Here is a 24,486-nt window from a genome sequence, read left to right as displayed (position 1 = left end):
AATGAATAAAACCATTTTAATCATACTGGGGATGCACCGTAGTGGCACTTCTGTATCCACACGACTATTCAATCTTCTTGGCACAGATCCTGGCACAAACCTTATGCAACCTGCCGAGGATAATCCTACCGGTTTTTGGGAGCCCACAGATATTGTTGCTGTGCACGATGAACTACTCCAAAAACTCGGCTCCTCTTGGCAAGACCCAAACCCTTTGCCCAACACTTGGTGGAATCAAGCCGACATAAAACCCTTCGAGGAACAACTCTATAAACTTGCTCAACAACACTACACTGATATAGAACAACCAATTATTAAGGATCCAAGGCTTTGCCGCTTACTACCCATTTGGCAAAAAATATTAAAGCGGCTCAAATGGAATCACAATTACATTTTAGTGGGAAGATCACCCATTGAGGTAGCCGACTCTTTAAAAAAACGCAATGAACTATCCGCCAACCACAGTTACTTGCTTTGGTTAAGACATGTTCTCGAATCTGAAGAATGGAGCCGCGCACATCCTCGTATCTTCCTTATGTACGACCAACTCCTTTTAAACTGGGAAAAAGAAATAACTCGATGCTCACGTACATTAACCGACTTAACTCTTAATTTTTCTTCACATACCCTTAACAAAATCAATAAATTCATAGACCCAACCCTAAGGCACCACCATGCTATCGACAACACCCTTACCCATGATCCAAAACTATCCCAATTAGTCACCAAAACATGTAAAATATTTCAAAAGGCAGCGCTTGAAAATAGCTTGCCCAATAAAATAGAGGATGACTTTAACTTAATCCAATCAGAACTCGCCTCTACAGACAATCTCTATTCTGCCCTATGGCACTCACAATCTTATTCAAAAATAAGAAATAAAAAAGACAAGCCTGATAAAATCACAGTACAAGAAGGCAAAGACTATAACGCCTTGAAAAATGAAAACATCATGATCAAATCAAAGATTAAAGAAACTGAGGCCAAACACGCTTCCAAACTCAAAGAAACTGAGGCCAAACACGCTTCCAAACTCAAAGAAACTGAGGCCAAACACGCTTCCAAACTCAAAGAAACTGAGGCCAAACACGCTTCCAAACTCAAAGAAACTGAGGCCAAACACGCTTCCAAACTCAAAGAAACTGAGGCCGAATTACAACACAAAATAACCAAGCTAAACCATGAACTAAAACAAAAAACTCTAGAAAACAAAGAACTAGATAACCTGCACCTCCAGACAAGCAGCCAACTACAAGATGTAGAAACAACACTTAAGAATTTAAACAAAAGCATGAAAAAAATAGAAAATAAGGCTAATACATACGCACAGCTCTTAGCTCAAAGAGAACTGGAAGCACTTAATGGAAGGGCGCACATTGACCATCTAGAACACACATCAAAAAGACATCAAGAACATATTTTAAAGCTCGAACAAGTCATTAAAAAATTACACACAAGCAAATCCTGGTCGATCACAAGACCTCTACGTGCATTAAAGAAAAAAAGTAAACATGCCACCTTATCAGTCTCCAACACCCTAATTAATCTTGGGCGACGCATGTATCACAAAACTCCTCTAAAACCCGCAAACAAACTTGCACTAAGAAACACCGTATTTAGATTCCTTCCAAAATTATTTAATCGCACAAGTGAATTTAAGCATTGGCAATCATGGCAACCCTTACCAGAAAAAACAAACACTCCTATTCCCGATGACCATATAAAAAAACTAAGAAAAACAAACGTTTCTATTATCATTCCGGTCTACAACAACTGGGGTTATACCGAAAAATGCCTGCAATCCATCCGCAACCATCCTTCATTCTGCCAGATCGAAGTGATCGTAGTAGATGATTGTTCTACAGATGAGACACCCCAACAGATACACAACTTTCCAGAAGCAGTCTACATTAAAAATGATATCAACTCTGGATTTATCGAAAGCTGTAATAATGGCGCAAGCAAAGCTCATGGTGATTACGTTTTTTTTCTAAACAATGATACGACCGTGACAACCGGGTGGTTAGATGAGTTGGCGCTTACTTTTATCAGCTTTCCAAATACTGGACTGGTTGGCTCGAAATTAATCTATCCGGATGGCTCACTGCAAGAAGCAGGTGGCATCATGTGGAGCGATGGCTCTGCCTGGAATTATGGCCGAAATGGTGACCCTGAACGCCCTGAATTCAACTACATGCGAGAAGTGGACTACATATCAGGGGCAGCCATTATGGTTCCTAAAGCACTCTTTGATGAATTTAACGGCTTTGATTGCCACTATAAACCCGCTTATTGCGAAGATTCCGACCTTGCCCTAAAAATCAGATCGAACGGCAAAAGTGTTCTTTACCAACCTCTATCGGTCATCGTGCATCACGAAGGAGTCTCCTCTGGAACCGATCTCACGAGCGGAATCAAATCATATCAAATCACCAACAGCCAAAAACTCTTTAAGCGTTGGCAGGCTCAGCTTTCATCCCATCGACCTAACGGCATCGAACCCTACCTAGAGCGTGATAGACAATGTGATTTACGCATCCTTGTGATTGATGCCTCAACCCCCGAACCTGACAAAGACGCAGGCTCCATAACCGCCTATCATTTTATGCAATGCATGGTAAAGTCTGGACATCGAGTTACTTTTATACCAGCAGATAATTTTGCCCATTTAAATCACTACACCAGCAACCTGCAACGGATTGGTGTCGAGTGTATTTATAGCCCCTATTATCGCAATGTGAAGGAATACTTAGAGGGCTTTGGCAAACACCTCGATACTGTTTTTCTTTATCGAGTCACTTATGCGTCCCAGTACATCGCACTTGTCAAAGAACTTTGCCCAAATGCACGCATCGTCTTCAATACAGTGGATTTACATTATCTAAGAGAAGAGCGACAAGCTGAAATCGAAAATTCCGCTTCACTGCTCAAAAAAGCAAAAGAAACCAAAAAACTCGAATTAAGCGTTATGCAACAATCTGACGCGACGATTGTCTTATCCAACACAGAAAAAGAGATCCTTGTTGAGGAAATTTCAGATGCCAACATTCAGGTCATCCCCCTGATTCTGGACATCCCTGGCCGAAAAAACCCTTTTCAAAAAAGGGAAAACATCCTTTTTATCGGCGGATTCCGCCATACCCCCAACGTAGATGCCATTCTATATTTTATTGAAGATATCTGGCCACTGATAAAAGAAAAACGCCCCAGTCTTAAGCTGACCATTATCGGCAGCCATCCACCGGACGAGTTACTTAATATCAAAGCCGATGGCATTGATGTCGTCGGCTTTGTCGAAGACATCAGTAACTATTTCGACACCGCCCTTCTTTCCATTGTACCTTTGCGGTATGGCGCTGGCATTAAGGGAAAAGTTGGCACCAGCCTCAGCTACGGAGTTCCTGTCATAGCCACATCCATAGCAACCGAAGGCATGGGTCTTAAAGACAACATCAATGTTCTTGTTGCCAATGAAAGCCAAGAATTTGCCCAAAAAACCTTAGATCTTCTCAAGAATGAGACCCTTTGGAACGCTTTGTCTGATGCAGGCCTATCATTTGTTCATGACGAATATTCCATCAGTACAGGACAACGTAAACTGATCTCTTTACTTGATGAGCTGAGGTAAAATCACATGAACACCTCAAAAAAAACCATCCTCATTGGTGGCAACGGCATGATAGGGCGTTGTTTAGTTGCCAAGCTACCACCAAACACAGTGGTAACGACATCACGTCATGAATCTGGAAAACGACAGCTAAACTTAGCGGACTTCAAGACTGATAATTTAAAATTCATCCATTCAGGTGATACGGTATTGCTAACGGCAGCCATATCCTCTCCTGACATCTGCAAACAACAACCTAAGCTTGCTTATGCTGTTAATGTCAGCGGTACAAAAAAACTAATTTCTCACTGTCTATCTCAAGGTGCAAAAGTAGTTTTTTTCTCAAGCGATACCGTCTATGGAGAAACCACATCCCCTGCTAAAGAGAGTCAAGCACTTACTCCCGTCGGAGATTATGCAAGAATGAAAGCCAATGTTGAGGAACACTTTCATGACACACAAAATTTCTTAGCTCTACGACTGTCCTACGTCATATCCAAGCAAGATAAATTTACACACTACTTATCAGAATGTGCAGATAAAAACCGATCAGCTGATTTATTTCATCCTTTATTAAGAAATGCTGTCTGGATCGGTGATTTGCTGGAAGTCATCATCAATCTCACAAAAAAATGGCCAACAACGTTACACACTTTGAACATAGGGGGACCCACTCCAATATCCAGAATTGATATAGCAGATGCGTTCTCTAGGCAATACAGCCCCCTCCTGACATACAACATAACCAAACCAACCGCAGACTTTTACAGTGCCCGCCCTGTAAATATATTTATGAATATAGAACAACTCACACACTATCTCGGCAGAAAACCGTATAATGTCGACACAGCGTATTTAAAAGAACTAAAAGGCTAAGAGGATTGCAAAAATGACTCAAAAACGGGTACTTATCACCGGCATCACCGGCATGGTTGGCTCTCACTTAGCCGACTACTTACTGGAAAAAACAGATTGGGAAATATACGGTTTATGTCGCTGGAGAAGCCCTCTGGATAATATCGCCAACTTACTGCCAAAAATAAACAGAGGTGAGCGCGTTCATCTACTCTATGGAGACCTAAGGGATTACCATTCAATTCATGAAGCTGTTAAACAGTCCAAACCCGACTATGTCTTTCATTTAGCAGCACAAAGCTACCCAAAAACCAGCTTTGACTCTCCTCTGGATACACTGGAAACCAATATACAAGGCACAGCCAACGTATTGGAAGCCCTGAGAAAAAATGACGTCGATGCCATAACTCACGTCTGTGCATCATCCGAAGTCTTTGGCCGCGTTCCAAAAGAAAAGCTCCCCATTGATGAAGAATGCACCTTTCACCCTGCGTCTCCTTACGCCATTTCCAAGGTTGGAACCGACTTAATTGGCCGTTATTACGCTGAAGCCTACAATATGACGGTTATGACGACCCGAATGTTTACCCATACCGGTCCACGCCGTGGGGATGTGTTTGCTGAATCCACCTTTGCCAAACAAATTGCCATGATTGAAGCAGGCCTAATCCCCCCTATTGTTAAAACAGGTAACCTAGATTCTTTAAGAACCTTTGCCGACGTACGTGATGCTGTGAAGGCCTATCACATGTTGGTGACCATTAACCCCATCGCAGGAGCCTATTATAATATTGGCGGCAACTACACCTGCTCCATCGCCGACATGCTAAACAGCCTTATCGCCCTCTCGACCGTAAAAAATATTCAAGTCGAAACAGACCCAGAGCGCCTACGTCCAATTGATGCTGACTTACAAGTTCCCAATACGGATAAATTTAAAGCGGTGACCGGCTGGGAGCCTGAAATTCCTTTTGAAACCACCATGAAAGACCTCCTTGAATATTGGAGAGAGCAAGTGAAATCAGGCCGAGACTTTTTAACTCGGTAACTCAGGAACAATCATATGATCATCCGAGCACGGGCACCGTTGCGTTTAGGTCTAGCAGGAGGGGGAACTGATGTTTCTCCCTATTGCGATGAACATGGCGGGTATGTTCTCAATGCAACCATAGATCGCTACGCCTATGCGGTAATCACCCCTCTAACTGAACCCGTTATAAAATTCATCTCTACGGATCAACAAGAGGAAACCGTGCGGCTGCTCACCGCCCCTTTAGAAATTAATGGTAAAATGAACCTTCACCAAGCCGTGTATAACGAAATCATCACTACCTACAACAACGGAAAAACCATTCCTTTAGAATTAAGTACATTTTGTGACGCGCCTGCTGGCTCAGGGCTTGGTTCATCTTCTACTCTAGTCGTAGTTATGATTCGAGCCTTTGCCGAACTGCTGAACCTTCCTCTTGATGACTACACAATCGCTCGTATGGCCTACAAAATAGAGCGGGAAGATTGCGGCTTAAACGGCGGCCACCAAGATCAATACTCTGCCACTTTTGGCGGCTTTAATTTTATGGAGTTTTACACAAAAGGAAGAACCATCGTTAATCCCCTCCGAATCAAACACTGGATTATTTGCGAACTAGAAGCATCACTGTTGCTCTTTTACACCGGAGTATCCAGAGAATCAGCAAAAATCATTACCGAACAAAGCAGCAATGTCAGTACAGGCGACCAAAAAGCCATTGATGCCATGCACGGCATAAAACAAGAAGCACTTCTCATGAAAGAGTGCCTACTCAGAGGAGATTTCAATGGCATGGTTGAATCAATGCAACAAGGATGGGAAAATAAAAAACGTTCAGCCAGAAGCGTCTCTAATTCACACATTGATGAAATATACGAAACGGCCATTGCATCTGGGGCATTAGCAGGCAAAGTCTCCGGAGCCGGTGGTGGCGGATTTATGATGTTTTTTACCCCACCAGACAAACGCATGGATGTTATTCGCTCCCTCAACGCCTTTGATGGGCAAGTTAGTAATTGCCACTTCACAAAACACGGCACACAAGCATGGAAAGTCTAATGCAACGTGACATCATTGAGCAAATAACCGAAACGCAGAGCGTCATATCCAAAATTCTCAGCGATACTGCCCTGATTTCGAGCCTCGAAACTGTAGTGCATGTATGTGTTGAATGTCTAAACAATGGTGGCAAAATCATGCTCGCTGGCAACGGAGGCAGTGCTGCCGACGCTCAACACATTGCCGGTGAACTTGTCAGCCGTTTTGCTTTTGACCGCCCAGGTCTACCAGCCATAGCATTAACCACTGACTCATCTATCCTTACCGCCATAGGCAATGACTATGGTTATGAAAAACTCTTTTCTCGACAAATACAAGCTCACTCCCGCTCAGGAGATGTGTTCATCGGCTATTCAACCTCAGGCCAATCTGCCAATATTCTGCATGCCTTTGCAGAAACAAAAAAATACGGCGTAATATCTGTTGGATTAACCGGTAACAAACAAGGAAAAATGGAAATACTCTGCGATCATATTTTAGCTGTCCCTTCAGCACAAACCCCCAACATTCAAGAAGGCCATCTAGTTTTAGGACATATCTTGTGTGGCTTAATAGAAAAAAGTATTTTTAAGGATCAAGCCTAATGGAAGCCATTGTTTTAGCCGGTGGATTCGGTACACGCCTAAAACAAGTCGTTCAAGATGTGCCAAAGCCTATGGCTCCTATAAACGGCCATCCTTTTTTGGAAGTTTTACTTACGACCCTTGCATCAAAGGGATTTAAAAGAGTTGTCTTGTCCTTGGGTCATATGGCAGATAAAATCAGCCATCATTTCGGTAATCACTTTGCCGACCTAGAGCTTATTTATGAAATTGAAACCACGCCCTTAGAAACAGGCGGTGCTATACGATCTGCCCTGTCACATTGTAAAAATGACCATGCTTTTATTTTTAACGGCGACACCTACTTAGACTTAGAAGCCGTAGAGATTGAGTCTCTATGGAAAAAGTCACAACAGCCCATCATTGTGGCTTGCGAAGTAGCAGACAGATCCCGATACGGCGGTCTAAAAATAAAAAACAATCATGTCATTGGCTTCTTAGAAAAGGGTCAATCCGGAAAAGGACTCATCAATGCAGGCTGCTACCTGTTACCCACACACATCCTCGACCACTTTCCATTAGGACAAAAATTTTCTCTAGAGAATGAATTTTTGACACCAGCAGTATTAGATCAACCCTTTCAAGTTTTTATAACTCAAGGTCAATTTATTGATATTGGCATACCTGAAGATTACTCAAGGGCTCAAACACTTTTAGCAAAGGTTTTAGAGTGAACTCTCAAGCTGCTCTTTTTCTTGATCGAAATGGTGCTATCAACATTGATCATGCCTATGTTTATAAAAAAGAAGACTTTGAGTTCATTGATGGAATATTTTCACTGTGTCAAAAAGCCAATCAACTTGGGTACCTAATTTTTCATAATAATCAAGCGGGGAGCGGGCGCGACTATTATACTGAAACAGATTTTTTGGCGCTCACAAACTGGATGCTTGAAGCATTTTCCAGAAAGGGTGTTGATATTACAAAAGTGTATTTTTTCCCCTATCACCCGACTCATGGCATCGGTAAATATCGTAAAGATGCTACCTGTCGTAAACCAAATCCAGGAATGATTCTTCAAGCTCAACGTGAATATAATGTAGATTTATCGAAATCACTCTTAGTCGGAAATAAACAAAGTGACATACAAGCAGGATTATCAGCCAAAATCAACTTAAATTTACTCTATAATAAAAAAGGTAGCTTAAATACACCACTTTTCCCAAATATATGTTCTACAAACCATTTAAGCTTAATACAACAATTACTTCACTAAAAGCATACATATGACAACCACACACACATACCATCGCCATATTGACGGCCTAAGAGCCATATCAGTACTTAGCGTTATTTTTTATCACTTTGGCCAAACAGCATTTACAGGTGGCTATGTTGGTGTCGATATTTTTTTCGTAATCAGTGGGTTTTTAATAACAAAACTTATCTTAAGTGAAATAGAAAATACTGAAACATTCAATTTTAAACGATTCTATATCCGACGTATGCGCCGACTCATCCCTGCATTGCTTGCCACGCTAGTCGGTAGCTTGCTCTGTGCAGCCATACTTTATTCACCAGAACAGTTCTCAGCATTTGGAAGATCTTTAGCAGCTTCAATATTATCCGTATCCAACATATTATTCTGGACAGAAAGCGGTTACTTTGATACAGACTCTCATTTAAAACCACTTTTACACACTTGGTCACTCAGTGTGGAAGAACAATTCTATCTATTTTGGCCTGCTATACTCGTCTTCTGCATAAGTTTTCAACGAAACCATTCAAAAATAATATACACTCTTCTTTTCATTGGCTTTTTTAGCTTCATCCTCAATGCTATATGGGTAAATGGAAATTTCGATAGCGACTATAAATCCACTATATTTTATCTAACTCCCTTTCGTATTTTTGAGCTAACACTCGGTGCCTTAACCATTTTCATAGCAGCTCGACTCCCCTCAAACCAAAAATATCATGAAATTAGCATGGCAGTAGGCCTTTTTATGGTGGCTTATTCTATATTCGGATATACAGATAACATTATATTCCCTTATTACAATGCCTTAGTACCCTGCATTGGTGCAATGTTAATTATAATAAGCTCCAATTCAAAAATTTTTGGGTACATTCTAACAAATCCCATATCCGTTGGCATCGGACTAATAAGCTACTCAATGTACCTCACTCATTGGCCAATACTGGTGTTCTACGAATACTTTAAATTTGATACCATTCACGATTCAGAATATATTCCTATATTCATAGCAACACTGTCTATATCTATAGCCATGTATTTCTTTATAGAAAAACCCTTTAGAAAAAAATCACACACCACAAACCAAAAGCCATTTATTACCACTGTATTCATTAGCATTCTAGCCATCACAGCCGTAGGATTACAAATCAATGCATCATCAGGCTGGGAATGGCGATACAATGACATCACCCTATCCAATACAGCCATAAATGAAGGTAAAAAACGACGATTTTCTCTACTTCATTCAGGGTGTAATTTAACTCGACTTCAAGATGAAAAATATTGTAATAAAGACGCACTTTGGAAAATATTAGTTATCGGAAATTCTCATGAGCCTGATGGGTACAATGCATTTCAGCATATATACAAAGAAAACCCCAATGTTAGCCTTATATACTTTGGAACACTAAATAAATGCGCTCCCTACATAACGGATTCAGGAATCATCTCAGACAACAATGACAGGGCATGCAAGAAACGAATTTCTATTTTAAACAGCCCTAAATTCATCTCTTCTTTATCAGGTCTAATTTACAGCTCTAATTTCCCATTTTCACAAAATAAAAAAATAAGCTGGGAAATAATATCTTACATGAAAAAAATAAACAAAAAACTTCCTCTCGTAGTAATGGGGAGTTACATCAACATGAAAAAAGACTGTTCAGAATTAATAAATCACTTCAAATCATATCAGGCCTGCATAAACCCAAAGTTCGTTTCCTATGGGCCAGAAACAGATGAAACCAAAAATCCTAAAATAAATAAAACAGATTTAAAATACTTATATATTAACAAAATGGGTATGCTATGCTCCAAAGGAAAAATCAGCACTTGTCAGACAAAAGCTAACAAGGAACCATTTACCTATGACAAACATCACTTATCATTAGGATTTGCGATTTACATAGGAAGCCTTATAAAAAGAACATACAATATGGATTTAGAAAAAATTGGTTTTCCACCCATAAAGCATACCCATGCCCCCCCCAAAGTCTTACCCCATACCTAAAAAACCAATTTAACCAACGCTGAAAGAACTAAAAATCTATGACCCCTTCAAAAAAAATACGTATCTTGCCACTCGCCATCCAAAAAAAAATATTCTGGGGAATATTTTTTTTATTAGCGGCAAATATATTCTGGTTTTCATTCCAAAACACCCTCCCTTATATAAAGGCAGATGGCTGGCGATTTATAGATATTTATCTAATACCGTGGAACGAAGGAACCCTTACATTATCAAGCCTATTTAAAGACCATCACCCCCAGCCTATTGTTGCCACCCTCTTTATCATCAACGCAGAGCTATTTAATTTAAGGATGGATTATGAAGGTTTGTTAGGGGTATTGTTCATAGTTCTAAGCAGCCTAATTCTAATCAGAGAATTTGAAAAACACTCTCTTGGCCTACTAGCCTCAATAGCCTCTGCTATCGTCATCATGAGTTTAGTAAGCACCAATGTATACACCTGGTCACTGGTAACTATCGGATATATTGAAGGTCTCTTTAGTTTGCTGGTGATAATTAAATTAAACAAAGCATCAGAAGAAAAATTTAACTATCGAAACTCGTTTATACAGATCATTTGGCTCACAGCATTTCTGACGTTTTTTGGAGATGGTGCGAAACTAGTAGCTGCCGCCATTATATTAGCCTTTCTTATTAGCAGCCTTCTTAAAAAAGACTTTATCTATTTAAAATTATCTTCAGTAATATTAATTTCAATTTTTTTAAATAAACTCATATATTCAGCACTAGGCCTACAATCAAACACACAGTATTCCATAACAGCTGACACCATAAATAAAACCCTAGAACATTTTGTCAATTTAACACAATACATCGGAATCGGCCTCATGTCTGCCTGGGGGAATATTTCCGACTACAAGAAAATATTTGACTTAAATAATCAAGACATTGAAGTAGGAGGAACAATAATCCTTCTAGTTTATATTTTAACATTTTTTATTTACTATAAATCGAAAATACACCTCAAAACACAGACCCCGATCACCTTAATTATCTTAGGCATACTGACAGCCTTAGCTGGATGGATATTTAGATACAATCCCGACATGCAGGAACCTATCTCTGCAAATATTCCAAGATATTATCGTATGTATTCACTCAGCTTAGTTGGTATTATATGGGTATGGGTAGAATACATAAAAAATAAGTCAATAGAGGTAAAGGCTGGAGTAAACTTCGCTATTATTCTCATAATCAGCTCTCATTTATGGGCAACCACAAGTGGCTGGAACATGTCAAAATACATTAGAAAAGGAATATCCAATGTAAATAGCACTATCATTACCCATGGAAACAACGACTTCAATGCTCGTCCATCATATTTTGTGACAGGCAACAATTATCCCGAGCCATATAAAAAATCCATAAAATATATCAAAGAGAATAAAATGAATTTATTTATGGAAAAAGGATTTATTGAAAAATATAACAATTAAGATGAAACCACCTCCTAACAAAAAAATTTGTAGATATAATGAAAAAAAAATTCAAACACCACCTCCCTCCTACTCATGAAATAGTTAAATATGGGCTGATTGGCATTATAAGTAATACAGTCATTTTTATTTTATACTTAACAGGGATTTTTTTTGGCATGGATCCTAAAATCATCATGACTATATTATACATATCGGGAGCCTCTCTCAGCTACTGGGCTAACAGGAAATGGACTTTTTCTCACACAGGAAATATAAAAACATCAGGTACACGCTACTTTTTCTCACACTTTGTAGGCTACACCGCAAATCTTTTAATTCTTATTGCGATGATTGACTTACTCGGCTATAATCCTGCACTCAGTCAAGGATTTGCTATTGTCATAGTAGCCTTACTTCTTTTTCTCTTGTCCAAGTACTTTGTCTTTTCAAAAAAAACCAATCAAACATAGCAAAATAAAATCCTATGGATCACAAAAAAAGCATCACAATCGATGGTATCACTTGCTTCAAGCCTGAAGTTAGTGAAAATCATACTGACTACCCATCATCTGGCTTAGATGAACTCTATGCAGTAGAAAAAGAAAATTTTTGGTTTATTACGCGAAGAGAACGAATAATTTCAACATTTACTCGATATGTTTCAAAAACATCTCAAATATTTGAAATTGGTGCAGGAACAGGTTATGTGGCTCAAGGCCTACAAAAAGAAGGCTATAAAATAGCTATTGGTGAAATCCATCTATCAGGGCTTCGATATGCAAAAAAAAATGGCATATCCGAATGCTATCAATTTGACCTATTCACCCCGCCATTCCAGAATGAATTCAATGCCATTGGTATGTTTGATGTCCTAGAACACTTTGAAAAAGACGTTCTAGCACTTACTCAAGTATCAAAAATGCTCAAACCAGAAGGGATTTTACTTGTTAGCGTTCCAGCACACCAATGGCTGTGGGGACAAGATGATATACTAGCAGCTCACAAACGCCGATATAATAAAGCATCACTAATAGCCACTATAAATAAATCTGGCTTAGAAGTATTAGAAGCTAAATATTTTTTTATTACCATTCTCCCCTTACTTTATCTTAGAAAAATTTTAAACAGGAATAAAGAAAATGAAAAAATTAGAAATAACTCCTTTCATATCCATCCTATGCTAAATAAAATACTACTCTCAATAATTAGACTAGAAAACCATATATCAAACTGGCTTCCAAATATAGCTGGCGGAAGTTTATTAATCGTTGCCCAAAGAAAAAAATGAAAAATATTCCTTTCAATAAGCCCTATATGACAGGCAAAGAGCTTTATTATATTGCTCAATCACACTTCAATGGAAAATTATCAGGCGATGGCCCGTATACTCAACATTGTCACAAGTGGCTAGAAAAAAAATACCGGATGTAATAAAGCACTACTCACCCATTCTTGTACCGCAGCTCTAGAAATGTCAGCCCTATTATTAGACATTCAGCCTGGTGATGAAATTATCATGCCGTCTTACACCTTTGTATCCACTGCCAATGCTTTTGTACTTCGTGGAGGAGTACCTGTATTTATCGATATACACGAAGACACCCTTAATATTAATGAAAATCTAATAGAATCTGCTATTACCCCTAATACACGCGCCATTGTTCCCGTTCATTATGCAGGTGTAGCCTGTGAAATGGACACTATAATATCTATTGCCAAAAAATATAAGCTTAAAGTAATAGAAGATGCGGCCCAAGGAGTTATGGCAAGTTATAAAGGACGAGCTCTTGGAAGTATAGGAGATATAGGAACTTATAGCTTCCATGAGACTAAAAATATAATTTCTGGAGAAGGCGGAGCATTATTGGTCAATAACCCAGAATTAAGCGTACGATCTGAAATTATTCGTGAAAAAGGAACAGACCGAAATCAGTTTTTTCGTGGTGAAATAGATAAATACACATGGCAAGATATTGGCTCTTCATTTCTCCCAGGTGAATTAATTTCTGCCTTTCTATGGGCTCAAATTGAAGAAGCGAAAATAATTACACAAGAACGCCTAAATATTTGGCAGCGTTACCATCAACTATTGGAACCACTAGAAAAAAATGGCATCCTTCGTCGTCCTATCATACCGAGCACCTGTCAACATAATGCCCATATGTACTATATTTTACTTGAAAAAAACATAAACCGACAAAAAATACTTCAAGAACTTAAATGTAATGGTATCAATTCGGTTTTTCACTATGTTCCCCTTCATTCATCTCCTGCCGGAAAGAGATATGGCCGCACACATGGCTCTCTTAACGTAACGAATACCTTATCTAAACAATTAATTCGCCTACCCCTCTGGGTTGGCTTAAGTAATGAACAACAAGACTATATCATTCTGAACCTTAAAAAATCCCTTAATCTTATAAGTTAAATTTTTTAAAAACTAGCTATAAAAATTTTAATCACCATTAAGATTCATAAAATATACACAATTTTTTACTTACTCGACCGAAACAAGTGAAGGAAATAATAGCTTAATGAAGCTCTCCATTGTTACAACACTTTACCATTCATCTATACATATAGATGAATTTTATCGACGCACTAGTATTGTAGCTCAGAAGCTCGTTGGTAATGATTATGAAATCATACTGGTAAACGATGGCTCACCAGATAATAGCCTTAACATCGCATCTGAATTTACTGAAATTGACCCACATATAACTGTAATTGATCTATCACGCAATTTTGGTCACCACAAAGCCATGATGACGGGACTTTCCTATGCTAAAGGGGAGCTTATTTTTTTAATTGACAGCGATTTAGAAGAAGAACCTGAATGGTTACTCAATTTTTTTCATGAAATTGAAAAGCAACAATGTGATGTTATTTATGGCTCACAGATTCAAAGAAAAGGTGGTATATTTGAGCGCTGGAGTGGACAGTGGTTTTGGTACATATTCAATAAAATGACAGGTATGTCTCTAACAGAAAATAGTGTTACTGCTCGCTTAATGACTAAACGATATGTCAATGCACTATTACTCCACAAAGAACGAGAAGTATTTATAATGGGACTCTGGCATCTTACAGGGTTTGACCAACAGCCACAAAAAATAAAAAAACATAGCTCAAGTAAAAGCACATACACTATTCATAAAAAAATTTCTTTACTTGTTAATGCCATCACCTCATTTAGCAACGCACCATTAATCAGCATATTTTACTTGGGATTTATAATTTCTTTTTTATCTGGAACCTATATTACGTACCTAGTCATCCAATGGATATTTTTTTTAAAACCATTATTAGGGTGGACATCGGTCATAGCGTCTATATGGTTTCTTGGAGGCCTTACAATGTCATCCCTAGGTGTCATAGGAATATATCTCTCTAAAATATTTTTAGAGACGAAAAAAAGACCATATACCATTATCCGTAAAATTTATACTAAAAAAAAGGGGGGAGGAGATGAAAAATATAAATAAAACATACTATGAAAACTTAAACTGGGACACTGATTTTTTTGGACTACAAACTTCTAAAATAACAAGAATAAATTTAAACAATGAGGAATTGTCAACAATCCTTATCCAGCTAAAAAATAACAACAAAAAACTCGTCTATTACTCATCTATTAACAAAATAAACCCATGTATTTTGAAAAATTTTAATGGAAAACTTACAGATAAAAAAACCACATTTAACATCAACCTAGACCAATTAGAAAACATAAATAAACAATATTATCATATGATAAAGCCATACGACAAATCAATGCCAACCAAAGATATTGAAAACTTAGCAATACAAAGTGGGGAATATTCAAGATTCTCTATAGATAAAAACATACCAAGAGAGAAATTTATTGCCTTATACAAAATATGGGCAAATAAATCCATAAAAAAGGAAATTTCAGATGAAGTCCTTGTTATTCAAGAAAAAACAAAAATAATAGGGATAATTACACTAGGAAATAAAAACGGAGTCGGTGATATAGGCTTAGTTGCCATAGATAGAGACCATAGAGGGAAAAAATATGGCGAAAAACTTGTTCGATCAGCTCAATCCTGGTTTATCCAACATCGGTATAAATTCGGACAAGTTGTCACTCAAGGAACAAATATCCCCGCATGTAATCTTTATAAAAAATGTGGATATTCCATACAAAAAGAAGAATATTTTTATCATTTTTGGTTATGATAAAAATTTATCAACTATTACCCGTAACATTTAATCGACCTTCGTATATTTTAAGAACATCACATGGCCTTCCAGAAATCACACTCACCCCTTCATCAATCAACACAGCACGATCACACAAACGTGCAATCTGATGATGGGAATGTGACACTAAAACCACGGTCTGTTGAGATTGCATTTTTGCCACCATCGTACGTTCTGCCTTCTCTTTAAAATTTTTATCACCCACACTGAGTACTTCATCTACCAACAACACATCGGGGCTAATAATCGTGCTAATAGAAAACCCCAACCGAGTTCGCATGCCCGTCGAGTATGTTCTTACCGGCTCAAAGAAAAAATCTCCCAACTCAGAATACTCATGAATTTTATCCAACTCTTTTTCAACGGCTACCCGAGAACATCCTTGTAACATACCACCGATAATTGCATTATCCCTTCCACTTAAATTAGCATCGAACCCTGCCTGTAGAGCCAATAGAGAAACAGAAACACCACGATTAACAACGCTTCCACGATCCGGACGAATCACCCCAGAAATAAGTCGCAATAAAGTTGATTTACCTGCACCATTACGACCAAGAATACCTAACGATTCACCAGAGTAAATATCCAACGTTATTGACTTGAGAGCCTCATAATAATTTTTTTTTCTGAACAGGCCTCCACTACGCTTGTATCTTACCGCCACATTCTTCAATGAAATAACCGGCTCCATCTTTACTCCATAACCACTCTAGGAAAAATATATCGCAATTTCTGATACAATAATAACAACATAAAACAAGCCGTAACACTACCAGCTCCCCACCACGCTAGAGTCACCAAATCTGGAGAAATGCCATCCATTAATATTTCCCGGTAACACTTCAGTAAAAAAGCCATTGGGTTAAGTAAGAATACATCCTGCCACTCTTCCGATATATTTCGATAATCGTAAAAAATTCCCGACATAAACATTAAAAATGTTAACCCAGTAGGCACTAGATAAGATAAATCACGTATAAAAGGAATCACGGCCGCCACAACACAGGCACTAACCATCACTAAAAGCAGCTGAACAATAACCACTGGGATTAAAACCCACCAATGAATGGAGGGAGAATTTCCCTGCAACCAAACAAATCCCAATAATAAAATAAATACAGGTAATTGCTTAATCGTCGCTTGTAGAATGCTTACCAATGGAAAGACAATAGATGGCAGACCAACTTGTAGCATAAGATTTTGTCCAGACAAAATACTACCACTACTCGTGCTGACAGCTTTCATAAACCACATCCAGGGAACCAAGCCCGTCAGCAAAAAAACGGGGTAATCCTGCCCTCCCCGACTCAACAGCAGACCAAATACAACATAATAAACAATCATGTACATTAATGGCTCAAGCACCCACCATCCATAACTAAGATAATTACGATGCACTTCCGAACGTAAGTTAAACTTTGCTTTAGTCCATATTAACTCTATCAATCCACCCACATTCGTATGGCCAACATGCGGTATTAAAGTACGTTCATTATTTTGAAAATCATCAGAAATGTTAGTCCCATATTGCTGTGCCAAAGTCAATTGACGAGCCTCTTTACTTCGCCCTAATTTTCGGGAAGCCTCAGCGGCACGAAGATAACCCACAGGTAAGTCTGGAAAGTTCTTTCGCAATAACATCCACCGACCTAAAGCCTTCTCCCACTGATTGGCTTTCATTGCTAATTCAGCATATTGAATAAAAGGATCTGGCAAATTTTGGTTCAGTGAACACAGTCGAACCTGCTCACTGTACACATCAAATTGATCAGCATCACCTTGATGCAATGCGTATTCTGCCGATTTTACCCAAACCGAAACTACATTAGGAAAAAATTCACGCGCTTGACTCAATAAAACATCAGCCTCTCTCCATTTCTTCTGGCGACATTTTATATCAGCGGACTGTACAAAAGTATTTGGATTGTTTGGAAAATGTTGACGAGCGTAAACTAAAAGTTCTTCTGCTTTATCCAGCTCACCCAATTCAATATATACAGCCGACGCTTGACACCAAACAGCAGGGTGTTCTGGATATGCTTTTCGTAATACAGACCAACGAAAAATTGCCTCTAGCCAATTTTTTTCACGCATAGCCTGATAAGGCCACTCAAATGATTTATCTGGAGAAGACAACCAATCATCTAAAGAATGGAGAAGAGGAGAGTTTTTTTTCATATAACTACTGCTATAAAGTGTGCTTTACCATACCTCGAGAAACAAGCAATTCCATAACCTGATTCACGCTTTCATTTAAAGGCAAGCTTCCAGTATCAACAATTAATTCTGGCTTCACAGGCTCTTCATATGGTGAATCAATGCCAGTAAAGTTCTTAACTTCACCAGCGCGAGCACGTTGATACAAACCCTTAACATCGCGCTCTTCACAGATACTTAAAGGGCATGAACAAAAAATTTCCAAAAATTCACCATGAGGAAACATACTACGCACTCGATTTCGATCCTCCTGAAAAGGGGAAATAAAAGCGGTTAAAGTGATTACACCAGCCTCAACAAATAATTTAGTGCTCTCACCCACTCGCCGAATATTTTCCTGTCGATCATGCTCTCCAAATCCTAGATCACCACATAATCCATGACGAACATTATCGCCATCCAAAACAAACGTACGACAATCTCGTTGATAAAGTTCTTCCTCTACCGCATGCGCTAACGTCGACTTACCTGAACCTGACAAACCAGTAAACCATAGAACTACACCTTTATGGCCACTTTGTGCCTCTCTTCTCTCTCTTGTGACAGTAGCACTATGCCAAACGGTGTTACTGCTCTTCATACCCTCACTAGACATTTTTATTTTCCCAAAAATATTTTTGATAACTCAATATTTTTTTAATTTTAACTGGAAAGTATTTTTCTCTTCTTCCTATCCGATAAAAAATATACTTTAAAAAATTTCTAACAAACGCCGAAGGAAGAACAAAAGGATTTTTTTTAACAAGATAATTAAACTCTGATTTCATATATCGGAAACCTTCGCCTTCAGGCTCTCCAAACGTATCTATAAACCATTCTTGACTGGAATGAGCGACCCCAATGTCAAAATACCTCTGCGCTTCTTCCATCAATTTAAAATTATGGGAATGGCGCACTGTGGAGTCAGCAGTATAGACAGTACTATACCCTGCCAGCAACATTTTGCCTGCTAATAAAGCATCTTCACAAACAATTATATTTTTCTCAAACCCCCCAACATTACGTAATACCTCCACACGGTATGCAGAAAAGGAATCCGACATAAACGTTGCTTTCATGCCAAGTTTTGAAATATCATTTTTTGTAAAAATAGATGAATTATTTTTGTAATTATACAATCTAGAATGCGCAGCTATTAGGTTCGCATTGTGATGTGGAAGCTGCCGACCACAAACCGCACCTATGGACTTGGATCCATCTTTCTTAAAAGAATCCATCAATATGGCAAATGATTTCGGTGAATTAAGTAAGACGTCTTGAGTCATAAAAACAATCACATCATTACTTGATAACATTTCCACAGCAAGTTGTCTGGTACTTCCGTGATTAAACTCATCTCTTTTTATTTCATGAACATTACACCCAGCTTTCTTTGCTAAAGAAACAGTATCATCACATGACCCTGAATCAATCACTAAAACTTCATCGGGCTGTAACGTTTGTTCAGATAAAGCCTGTAGAAAATCTTTCCATAATTCTCCAGCATTAAGTGTCGGTACCGCCAGTGAAAATCTCACAATAAAAGAGCCTAACGCCTGAAAAAAATAAAAAAATCGTATAATTACAATATTAAAACACGCTAAGCCTACGAAAGACCAGAAGATAAAATCTTCATCAAATACGCCCCATAACCATTTTTCATCAAAGGTACCGCCAACGCTTCCAGCGCCTCATCATCAATATAACCCATACGCCATGCAATCTCCTCAGGACAAGAGACTTTCAGACCCTGACGACGCTCCAAAACCTCAACAAACTGTGAGGCTTCCAGCAATGAACTGTGGGTACCCGTATCCAACCAAGCATACCCTCGCCCCATCACAGAGACATTCAACTCACCCTGCGCTAAATAACAACGGTTTACATCGGTGATTTCCAGCTCACCCCTCGCAGAGGGTTTAATCTCTGAAGCAATATCCACCACTTGATTATCGTAAAAATAGAGCCCAGTAATGGCGTAATTGGATTTTGCTTGCTCTGGTTTTTCTTCTAAGCTCAACACTTTACCCGTCTTATCAAACTCAACCACACCGTAACGCTCAGGATCACTGACTTGATAGGCAAACACCGTAGCGCCGTGCTCTTGCTGCTCGGAAGCAGGCACAAGAAGCTCAGTAAAATCATGGCCATGAAAAATATTATCACCCAGAATCAGCGCAGAGGGATCATTACCGATAAATGTTTTGCCAATCAGAAAAGCCTGAGCCAAGCCATCAGGAGAGGGTTGAACCTCATAACAGATGTTCAACCCCCAGCGCGCGCCACTGCCCAATAACCGCTCAAAACGGCCAATGTCTTCAGGAGTAGAGATGATCAAAATATCTCGGATGCCCGCCAACATTAAGGTGGAGAGCGGATAGTAGATCATCGGCTTATCATAGACCGGCAACAGTTGTTTAGAGACCACCTGCGTGATCGGGTACAGCCGCGTACCAGAGCCACCCGCTAAGATAATCCCTTTTCTGCTCACCCTCGCTCTCCGTAATTTTCCGCCAACCAATTTTGGTATTCACCGGAGACAATTTGCTCCACCCAACTCTGATTTTCAAGGTACCAAGTCACGGTTTTTCGAATACCCGACTCAAAGGTCTCTTTAGGCTGCCACTGAATTTCAGTAGCAATTTTGGTTGGATCAATGGCGTAACGACGATCGTGACCAGGGCGATCACTGACAAATTTAATCAGGCTTTTATGTGGTCTGTGTGATGACTCGGGCAGCAATTCATCTAAAATATCACACACCGTATGCACAATATCCAAATTGCTTTTTTCATAATCCCCCCAATGTTGTACACCTCACCCAAGCGCCCCTTTTCCAACACCGCTCGAATGGCAGCACAATGGTCACTTACATAGAGCCAATCTCGAATATTTTGACCATCACCGTAAATAGGAATTGATTTACCTGCCAAAGCGTTATGAATAATCAGTGGAATCAATTTTTCTGGAAACTGCAACGGACCGTAATTATTCGAGCAATTGGTGGTCAAGACCGGCAAACCATAGGTGTGATGATACGCACGCACCATATGATCCGAGGCCGCTTTAGAAGCCGAATAGGGGCTGTTAGGAGCATAAGGGTGCCGTTCTGTGAACGCAGGCTCCTGCATATCTAGGGAGCCATAGACCTCATCAGTAGAGACATGTAAAAAACGAAATTCAGCCGCCTCTGTCTCACCCAACGCCTGCCAATAGACCCGCACCGATTCCAATAGGTTAAAAGTGCCCATCACATTGGTCTGCACAAAGGCCTCAGGTGCATGAATCGAACGATCCACATGGCTCTCTGCGGCAAAGTTAATCACCGCACTCGGCTGATATTCTTCCAGTAGCTTGGCCAACAACTGGCGATCTCCGATATCACCTTTAATGAAAATATGCCGAGGATCTGAAGAATAAGCCGCCAAGCTGCTTAAATTACCCGCATAAGTCAGTTTATCCAGGTTGATAACTCGACTGTTCTCTGTCAGTGCAAGGTACTCCAACACAAAGTTAGCGCCGATAAAACCGGCTCCTCCCGTCACTAAAAGGGTCTGTCTGTCACTTAATGGCATAAATAGTACACTTCACTCGCCCTAAAGCAGTAGGAGCTGGTCAAAATTGGCGACATTCTACACGATATGTATAAAAATATAAGCCATTTTAAAACATAACTTAAGTACTCTTAACGTCCATATAGATCATCAAAACGCTCAATGTCATCCTCTTCCAGATATTCACCCACCTGAATTTCAATCAATTGCAATGGGATCTTGCCTCGATTATCCAAGCGATGCTTGCTCCCCACAGGGATGTAGGTGGATTGATTGCAGGTCACGATTTTCACCTCATCATCACAGGTCACAGTGGCCGTTCCCGACACCACCACCCAATGCTCCGAACGGTGTTGGTGGCGCTGCAGAGAGATTGAAGCCCCTTCATCAACTGTAATGCGCTTCATTTTAAAACCTAGGCGCTGCTCAAGCACGGTGTATTCGCCCCAAGGGCGGCGCACGGTTAAATGTAAACGTTGTTCTTGTGCATTACGCCGCTTCAACTCATCCACCACCTCACGTACGCGCTGCGTTTCGCCTCGTTTGGAGATCAACAGAGCATCGGCGGTTTCAACCACACAGAGATCCTCCACCCCCACCGCCGCAACCAAACGGTGACTGCTGTGAATCAAGCTGTTTTTGCAGCCCAAGGCCACCGCATTGCCCACCAACACATTGTTAGCTTCATCTTTTGGCAACATCTCATGCACGGCGTCCCAACTGCCCACATCAGACCACGCCAGATCACAGGGAAAGACCAACAGCGGAGTACCTGCTGCAATCACCTTTTCCAACACACCGCAATCAATGGAAATGTTGGGCATAGAAGGAAACAGATCACTGATCGCCTGTTGATGCTCCACCCCTGCTTTCCAAGCGGCCTCAATTTTCTCAAGCACAGCAAACAAATCAGGCAAATGGCACTCAATCTGCGCCAATATGCTAGAAGCTTTCCAGACAAACATGCCTGAATTCCAAAAATAATCGCCCTCATCCAGATAGCGTTGGGCTGTTTTGGCATCCGGCTTTTCCACAAACTTCACCACAGAGCAGCGGCCATCCTTCGACTCTGACGCCCGTGCTTTAATGTAACCAAAACCGCTGTCCGCTCGGCTGGGCTGAATGCCAAAGGTCACCAACGCCCCCTCTTTTGCAGCCAACACGCTTTTTTTCAACACCGCATGAAACGCAGACACATTTTGAATCAGATGATCTGCAGGTAAAACCAGCATCACAGGGTCACATTCAGACTCTTGTTGGCGTAAAAAAAGCGCCGCCAAACCAATGGCAGCGGCGGTATTTCGCCCCACCGGCTCCAGCAAGGTCTGATAAGCCGACAACAGCTGATACGCCTCGCCAGAGGCTTGCTGATCGTTTGTTACAATCAACACGTCTTCTTTGTCAAGGTACGGCTGCAAACGCTCCACCGTCGAGGCCAATAAACTTTTATCCCCCGCCAGATTAAGAAACTGCTTGGGTAAATGTTCCCGTGAATGAGGCCAGAGACGCGAGCCACTACCACCGGCTAAAATCACTGCTTTCACATTGGAAAAAATCGTTTTACTCTCCACGCTGCTCTAACCCTTGCCATCTTTCACTAACAAACCGCACAAACTCATCTCTAAACCGCTCAGCGGAAAACTGCAACGCCTGCTCACGGCACAACGCCGTATTGCCAGACCAATCTTGACTTTCAAATTTTTCCACCGCATCACAGAGTGCAGAAACCGTTTGCTGCTGAAAAAACAGACCCGTGCGCTCATTCACCACCGTTTCACACGCACCGCCTTTTTGCAGCGCAATCACCGGCGTTCCACAGGCCTGTGCCTCCACGGGCATAATGCCAAAATCTTCCTCAGCGGCAAAGACAAACGCCTTAGCGCGTTGCATGTGCTCTTTCAAAACCTCAAAAGACTGATAACCCAAAACGCTAATGTTATCCGTGGCCTTTTTTTGAATTTTTTTCATCTCAGGCCCATCGCCAATCACAATCAGACGTTTCTCCGGCATCTGTGCAAAGGCATCCACCACCAAATCCACCCGTTTATAAGGCACCAGCCTTGAAGCGGTTAGATAAAATTCTTCTTTATCTTCAACATAAGAGAAGGCAGAGACATCTACAGGGGGGTAAATCACCTCCGACTCACGTCGATAGACTTTTTCAATGCGCCGCGCAATAAACTTTGAATTGGCGATAAAGTGATCCACACCGTAGGCGGTGCGACAATCCCAGATTCTTATTTTATGCAACATCCACTTAACAAAAAAGCCCCTCACCCCCGTCGCCAGCCCCGACTGTTTTAAATACTCATGTTGCATATCCCAAGCGTAACGAATCGGCGAGTGAACATAGCTGATGTGCAATTGATCTGGGCCGGTCAGAACCCCTTTTGCCACTGCATGGCTACTGGAGATAACCAAATCGTATTGAGACAGGTCAAACTGCTCAATGGCCAGCGGCATCAAGGGCAAATAGGCACGGTATTTTGATTTTGCCCACGGCAATTTTTGCAAAAAAGAAGTCTTAACGCACTTCCCCTGCAAGAAAGCCCGCTCATCTTCCGGCAAAAAGTCAATCAAGCTAAACACATCCGCATCGGGGTAACAAAGCAGCATCTGCTCAAGCACTTTTTCAGCACCCGCGTACGTCACCAGCCAATCGTGAACCAAAGCCACCTTCATCATCAACGCCTATCATCATTATCGCG

General features: G+C 40.3%; 20 protein-coding genes and 2 pseudogenes. 14 read left to right on the top strand and 8 right to left on the bottom strand.

Annotated features, from left to right (window positions below; genetic code table 11):
- The first annotated feature begins 1 nt into the window (after position 1).
- The 14 genes and pseudogenes from Q9O24_08725 (at position 2) to Q9O24_08660 (ending at position 16,001) form a co-directional block, all read left to right on the top strand.
- Positions 2–3,628, top strand: a complete 3,627-nt coding sequence (locus Q9O24_08725) for a glycosyltransferase (protein ID MDQ7075215.1) — start codon at positions 2–4, stop codon at positions 3,626–3,628.
- A 6-nt stretch (positions 3,629–3,634) separates the two neighbouring features.
- Entirely contained in the window at positions 3,635–4,483 is an 849-nt protein-coding gene (locus Q9O24_08720) for a sugar nucleotide-binding protein (GenBank protein MDQ7075214.1), read from the top strand.
- A gap of 13 nt (positions 4,484–4,496) precedes the next feature.
- Complete coding sequence (locus Q9O24_08715; GenBank protein MDQ7075213.1) at positions 4,497–5,510, top strand: GDP-mannose 4,6-dehydratase; 1,014 nt, start codon at positions 4,497–4,499, stop codon at positions 5,508–5,510.
- A gap of 15 nt (positions 5,511–5,525) precedes the next feature.
- Positions 5,526–6,551 (top strand): dehydrogenase, encoded by a 1,026-nt coding sequence (locus Q9O24_08710; protein ID MDQ7075212.1) that lies wholly within the window; start codon positions 5,526–5,528, stop codon positions 6,549–6,551.
- Complete coding sequence (locus Q9O24_08705; GenBank protein MDQ7075211.1) at positions 6,551–7,135, top strand: D-sedoheptulose 7-phosphate isomerase; 585 nt, start codon at positions 6,551–6,553, stop codon at positions 7,133–7,135. The genes Q9O24_08710 and Q9O24_08705 overlap by 1 nt, the downstream gene beginning before the upstream one ends.
- Complete coding sequence (locus Q9O24_08700) at positions 7,135–7,827, top strand: nucleotidyltransferase family protein (GenBank protein ID MDQ7075210.1); 693 nt, start codon at positions 7,135–7,137, stop codon at positions 7,825–7,827. The genes Q9O24_08705 and Q9O24_08700 overlap by 1 nt, the downstream gene beginning before the upstream one ends.
- Positions 7,824–8,369: a D-glycero-beta-D-manno-heptose 1,7-bisphosphate 7-phosphatase gene (gmhB, locus tag Q9O24_08695; protein ID MDQ7075209.1), complete on the top strand. Its 546-nt coding sequence runs from the start codon at positions 7,824–7,826 to the stop codon at positions 8,367–8,369. The genes Q9O24_08700 and gmhB overlap by 4 nt, the downstream gene beginning before the upstream one ends.
- A gap of 10 nt (positions 8,370–8,379) precedes the next feature.
- Positions 8,380–10,362 (top strand): acyltransferase, encoded by a 1,983-nt coding sequence (locus tag Q9O24_08690; GenBank protein ID MDQ7075208.1) that lies wholly within the window; start codon positions 8,380–8,382, stop codon positions 10,360–10,362.
- A 38-nt stretch (positions 10,363–10,400) separates the two neighbouring features.
- Entirely contained in the window at positions 10,401–11,819 is a 1,419-nt protein-coding gene (locus Q9O24_08685; GenBank protein ID MDQ7075207.1) for a hypothetical protein, read from the top strand.
- Between the two features lie 38 nt (positions 11,820–11,857).
- Entirely contained in the window at positions 11,858–12,271 is a 414-nt protein-coding gene (locus Q9O24_08680) for a GtrA family protein (GenBank protein ID MDQ7075206.1), read from the top strand.
- Positions 12,272–12,285: 14 nt separating this feature from the next.
- Entirely contained in the window at positions 12,286–13,089 is an 804-nt protein-coding gene (locus Q9O24_08675; GenBank protein ID MDQ7075205.1) for a class I SAM-dependent methyltransferase, read from the top strand.
- A pseudogene (rffA, locus tag Q9O24_08670) lies at positions 13,086–14,229 on the top strand (dTDP-4-amino-4,6-dideoxygalactose transaminase). Before Q9O24_08675 ends, rffA begins: the two are co-directional and overlap by 4 nt.
- A gap of 106 nt (positions 14,230–14,335) precedes the next feature.
- A complete protein-coding gene (locus Q9O24_08665; protein ID MDQ7075204.1) occupies positions 14,336–15,286 on the top strand; it encodes a glycosyltransferase family 2 protein in 951 nt (316 codons plus the stop codon).
- Positions 15,270–16,001 carry a GNAT family N-acetyltransferase gene (locus tag Q9O24_08660; GenBank protein ID MDQ7075203.1) on the top strand — a complete coding sequence of 244 codons (732 nt, stop codon included), beginning with the start codon at positions 15,270–15,272 and terminating at the stop codon, positions 15,999–16,001. The genes Q9O24_08665 and Q9O24_08660 overlap by 17 nt, the downstream gene beginning before the upstream one ends.
- Positions 16,002–16,011: 10 nt before the next feature.
- Here Q9O24_08660 and Q9O24_08655 read toward each other — a convergent pair whose 3' ends face one another.
- The 8 genes and pseudogenes from Q9O24_08655 to Q9O24_08620 form a co-directional block, all read right to left on the bottom strand.
- Complete coding sequence (locus tag Q9O24_08655; protein MDQ7075202.1) at positions 16,012–16,719, bottom strand: ATP-binding cassette domain-containing protein; 708 nt, start codon at positions 16,717–16,719, stop codon at positions 16,012–16,014.
- A 2-nt stretch (positions 16,720–16,721) separates the two neighbouring features.
- Positions 16,722–18,206, bottom strand: a complete 1,485-nt coding sequence (locus Q9O24_08650; protein MDQ7075201.1) for an ABC transporter permease — start codon at positions 18,204–18,206, stop codon at positions 16,722–16,724.
- 10 nt (positions 18,207–18,216) lie between these two features.
- A complete protein-coding gene (gene cysC, locus Q9O24_08645; protein MDQ7075200.1) occupies positions 18,217–18,840 on the bottom strand; it encodes an adenylyl-sulfate kinase in 624 nt (207 codons plus the stop codon).
- Positions 18,833–19,762 carry a glycosyltransferase gene (locus Q9O24_08640; GenBank protein ID MDQ7075199.1) on the bottom strand — a complete coding sequence of 310 codons (930 nt, stop codon included), beginning with the start codon at positions 19,760–19,762 and terminating at the stop codon, positions 18,833–18,835. The genes cysC and Q9O24_08640 overlap by 8 nt, the downstream gene beginning before the upstream one ends.
- Positions 19,763–19,830: 68 nt before the next feature.
- On the bottom strand, positions 19,831–20,715 hold the full coding sequence (gene rfbA, locus Q9O24_08635; GenBank protein MDQ7075198.1) for a glucose-1-phosphate thymidylyltransferase RfbA: 885 nt from the start codon (positions 20,713–20,715) through the stop codon (positions 19,831–19,833).
- A pseudogene (gene rfbB / locus Q9O24_08630) lies at positions 20,712–21,799 on the bottom strand (dTDP-glucose 4,6-dehydratase). Before rfbB ends, rfbA begins: the two are co-directional and overlap by 4 nt.
- Positions 21,800–21,909: 110 nt before the next feature.
- Positions 21,910–23,349, bottom strand: a complete 1,440-nt coding sequence (locus Q9O24_08625; GenBank protein ID MDQ7075197.1) for a mannose-1-phosphate guanylyltransferase/mannose-6-phosphate isomerase — start codon at positions 23,347–23,349, stop codon at positions 21,910–21,912.
- Positions 23,339–24,460 (bottom strand): glycosyltransferase family 4 protein, encoded by a 1,122-nt coding sequence (locus Q9O24_08620; protein MDQ7075196.1) that lies wholly within the window; start codon positions 24,458–24,460, stop codon positions 23,339–23,341. The genes Q9O24_08625 and Q9O24_08620 overlap by 11 nt, the downstream gene beginning before the upstream one ends.
- Between the last annotated feature and the right edge of the window lie 26 nt (positions 24,461–24,486).

Source organism: Gammaproteobacteria bacterium (assembly GCA_030949385.1).
Classification (GTDB): Bacteria; Pseudomonadota; Gammaproteobacteria; order JAUZRS01; family JAUZRS01; genus JAUZRS01.
This window is presented reverse-complemented; position numbering and strand designations above follow the sequence as displayed.

What these genes read in the sequence shown, in the direction of transcription:
- Q9O24_08725 (MDQ7075215.1), top strand. Translation starts at nt 2, where the DNA reads ATGAATAAAACCATTTTAATCATACTGGGGATGCACCGTAGTGGCACT.
- Q9O24_08720 (MDQ7075214.1), top strand. Translation starts at nt 3,635, where the DNA reads ATGAACACCTCAAAAAAAACCATCCTCATTGGTGGCAACGGCATGATA.
- Q9O24_08715 (MDQ7075213.1), top strand. Translation starts at nt 4,497, where the DNA reads ATGACTCAAAAACGGGTACTTATCACCGGCATCACCGGCATGGTTGGC.
- Q9O24_08710 (MDQ7075212.1), top strand. Translation starts at nt 5,526, where the DNA reads ATGATCATCCGAGCACGGGCACCGTTGCGTTTAGGTCTAGCAGGAGGG.
- Q9O24_08705 (MDQ7075211.1), top strand. Translation starts at nt 6,551, where the DNA reads ATGCAACGTGACATCATTGAGCAAATAACCGAAACGCAGAGCGTCATA.
- Q9O24_08700 (MDQ7075210.1), top strand. Translation starts at nt 7,135, where the DNA reads ATGGAAGCCATTGTTTTAGCCGGTGGATTCGGTACACGCCTAAAACAA.
- Q9O24_08690 (MDQ7075208.1), top strand. Translation starts at nt 8,380, where the DNA reads ATGACAACCACACACACATACCATCGCCATATTGACGGCCTAAGAGCC.
- Q9O24_08685 (MDQ7075207.1), top strand. Translation starts at nt 10,401, where the DNA reads ATGACCCCTTCAAAAAAAATACGTATCTTGCCACTCGCCATCCAAAAA.
- Q9O24_08680 (MDQ7075206.1), top strand. Translation starts at nt 11,858, where the DNA reads ATGAAAAAAAAATTCAAACACCACCTCCCTCCTACTCATGAAATAGTT.
- Q9O24_08675 (MDQ7075205.1), top strand. Translation starts at nt 12,286, where the DNA reads ATGGATCACAAAAAAAGCATCACAATCGATGGTATCACTTGCTTCAAG.
- Q9O24_08665 (MDQ7075204.1), top strand. Translation starts at nt 14,336, where the DNA reads ATGAAGCTCTCCATTGTTACAACACTTTACCATTCATCTATACATATA.
- Q9O24_08660 (MDQ7075203.1), top strand. Translation starts at nt 15,270, where the DNA reads ATGAAAAATATAAATAAAACATACTATGAAAACTTAAACTGGGACACT.
- Q9O24_08655 (MDQ7075202.1), bottom strand. Translation starts at nt 16,719, where the DNA reads ATGGAGCCGGTTATTTCATTGAAGAATGTGGCGGTAAGATACAAGCGT.
- Q9O24_08650 (MDQ7075201.1), bottom strand. Translation starts at nt 18,206, where the DNA reads ATGAAAAAAAACTCTCCTCTTCTCCATTCTTTAGATGATTGGTTGTCT.
- cysC (MDQ7075200.1), bottom strand. Translation starts at nt 18,840, where the DNA reads ATGTCTAGTGAGGGTATGAAGAGCAGTAACACCGTTTGGCATAGTGCT.
- Q9O24_08620 (MDQ7075196.1), bottom strand. Translation starts at nt 24,460, where the DNA reads ATGAAGGTGGCTTTGGTTCACGATTGGCTGGTGACGTACGCGGGTGCT.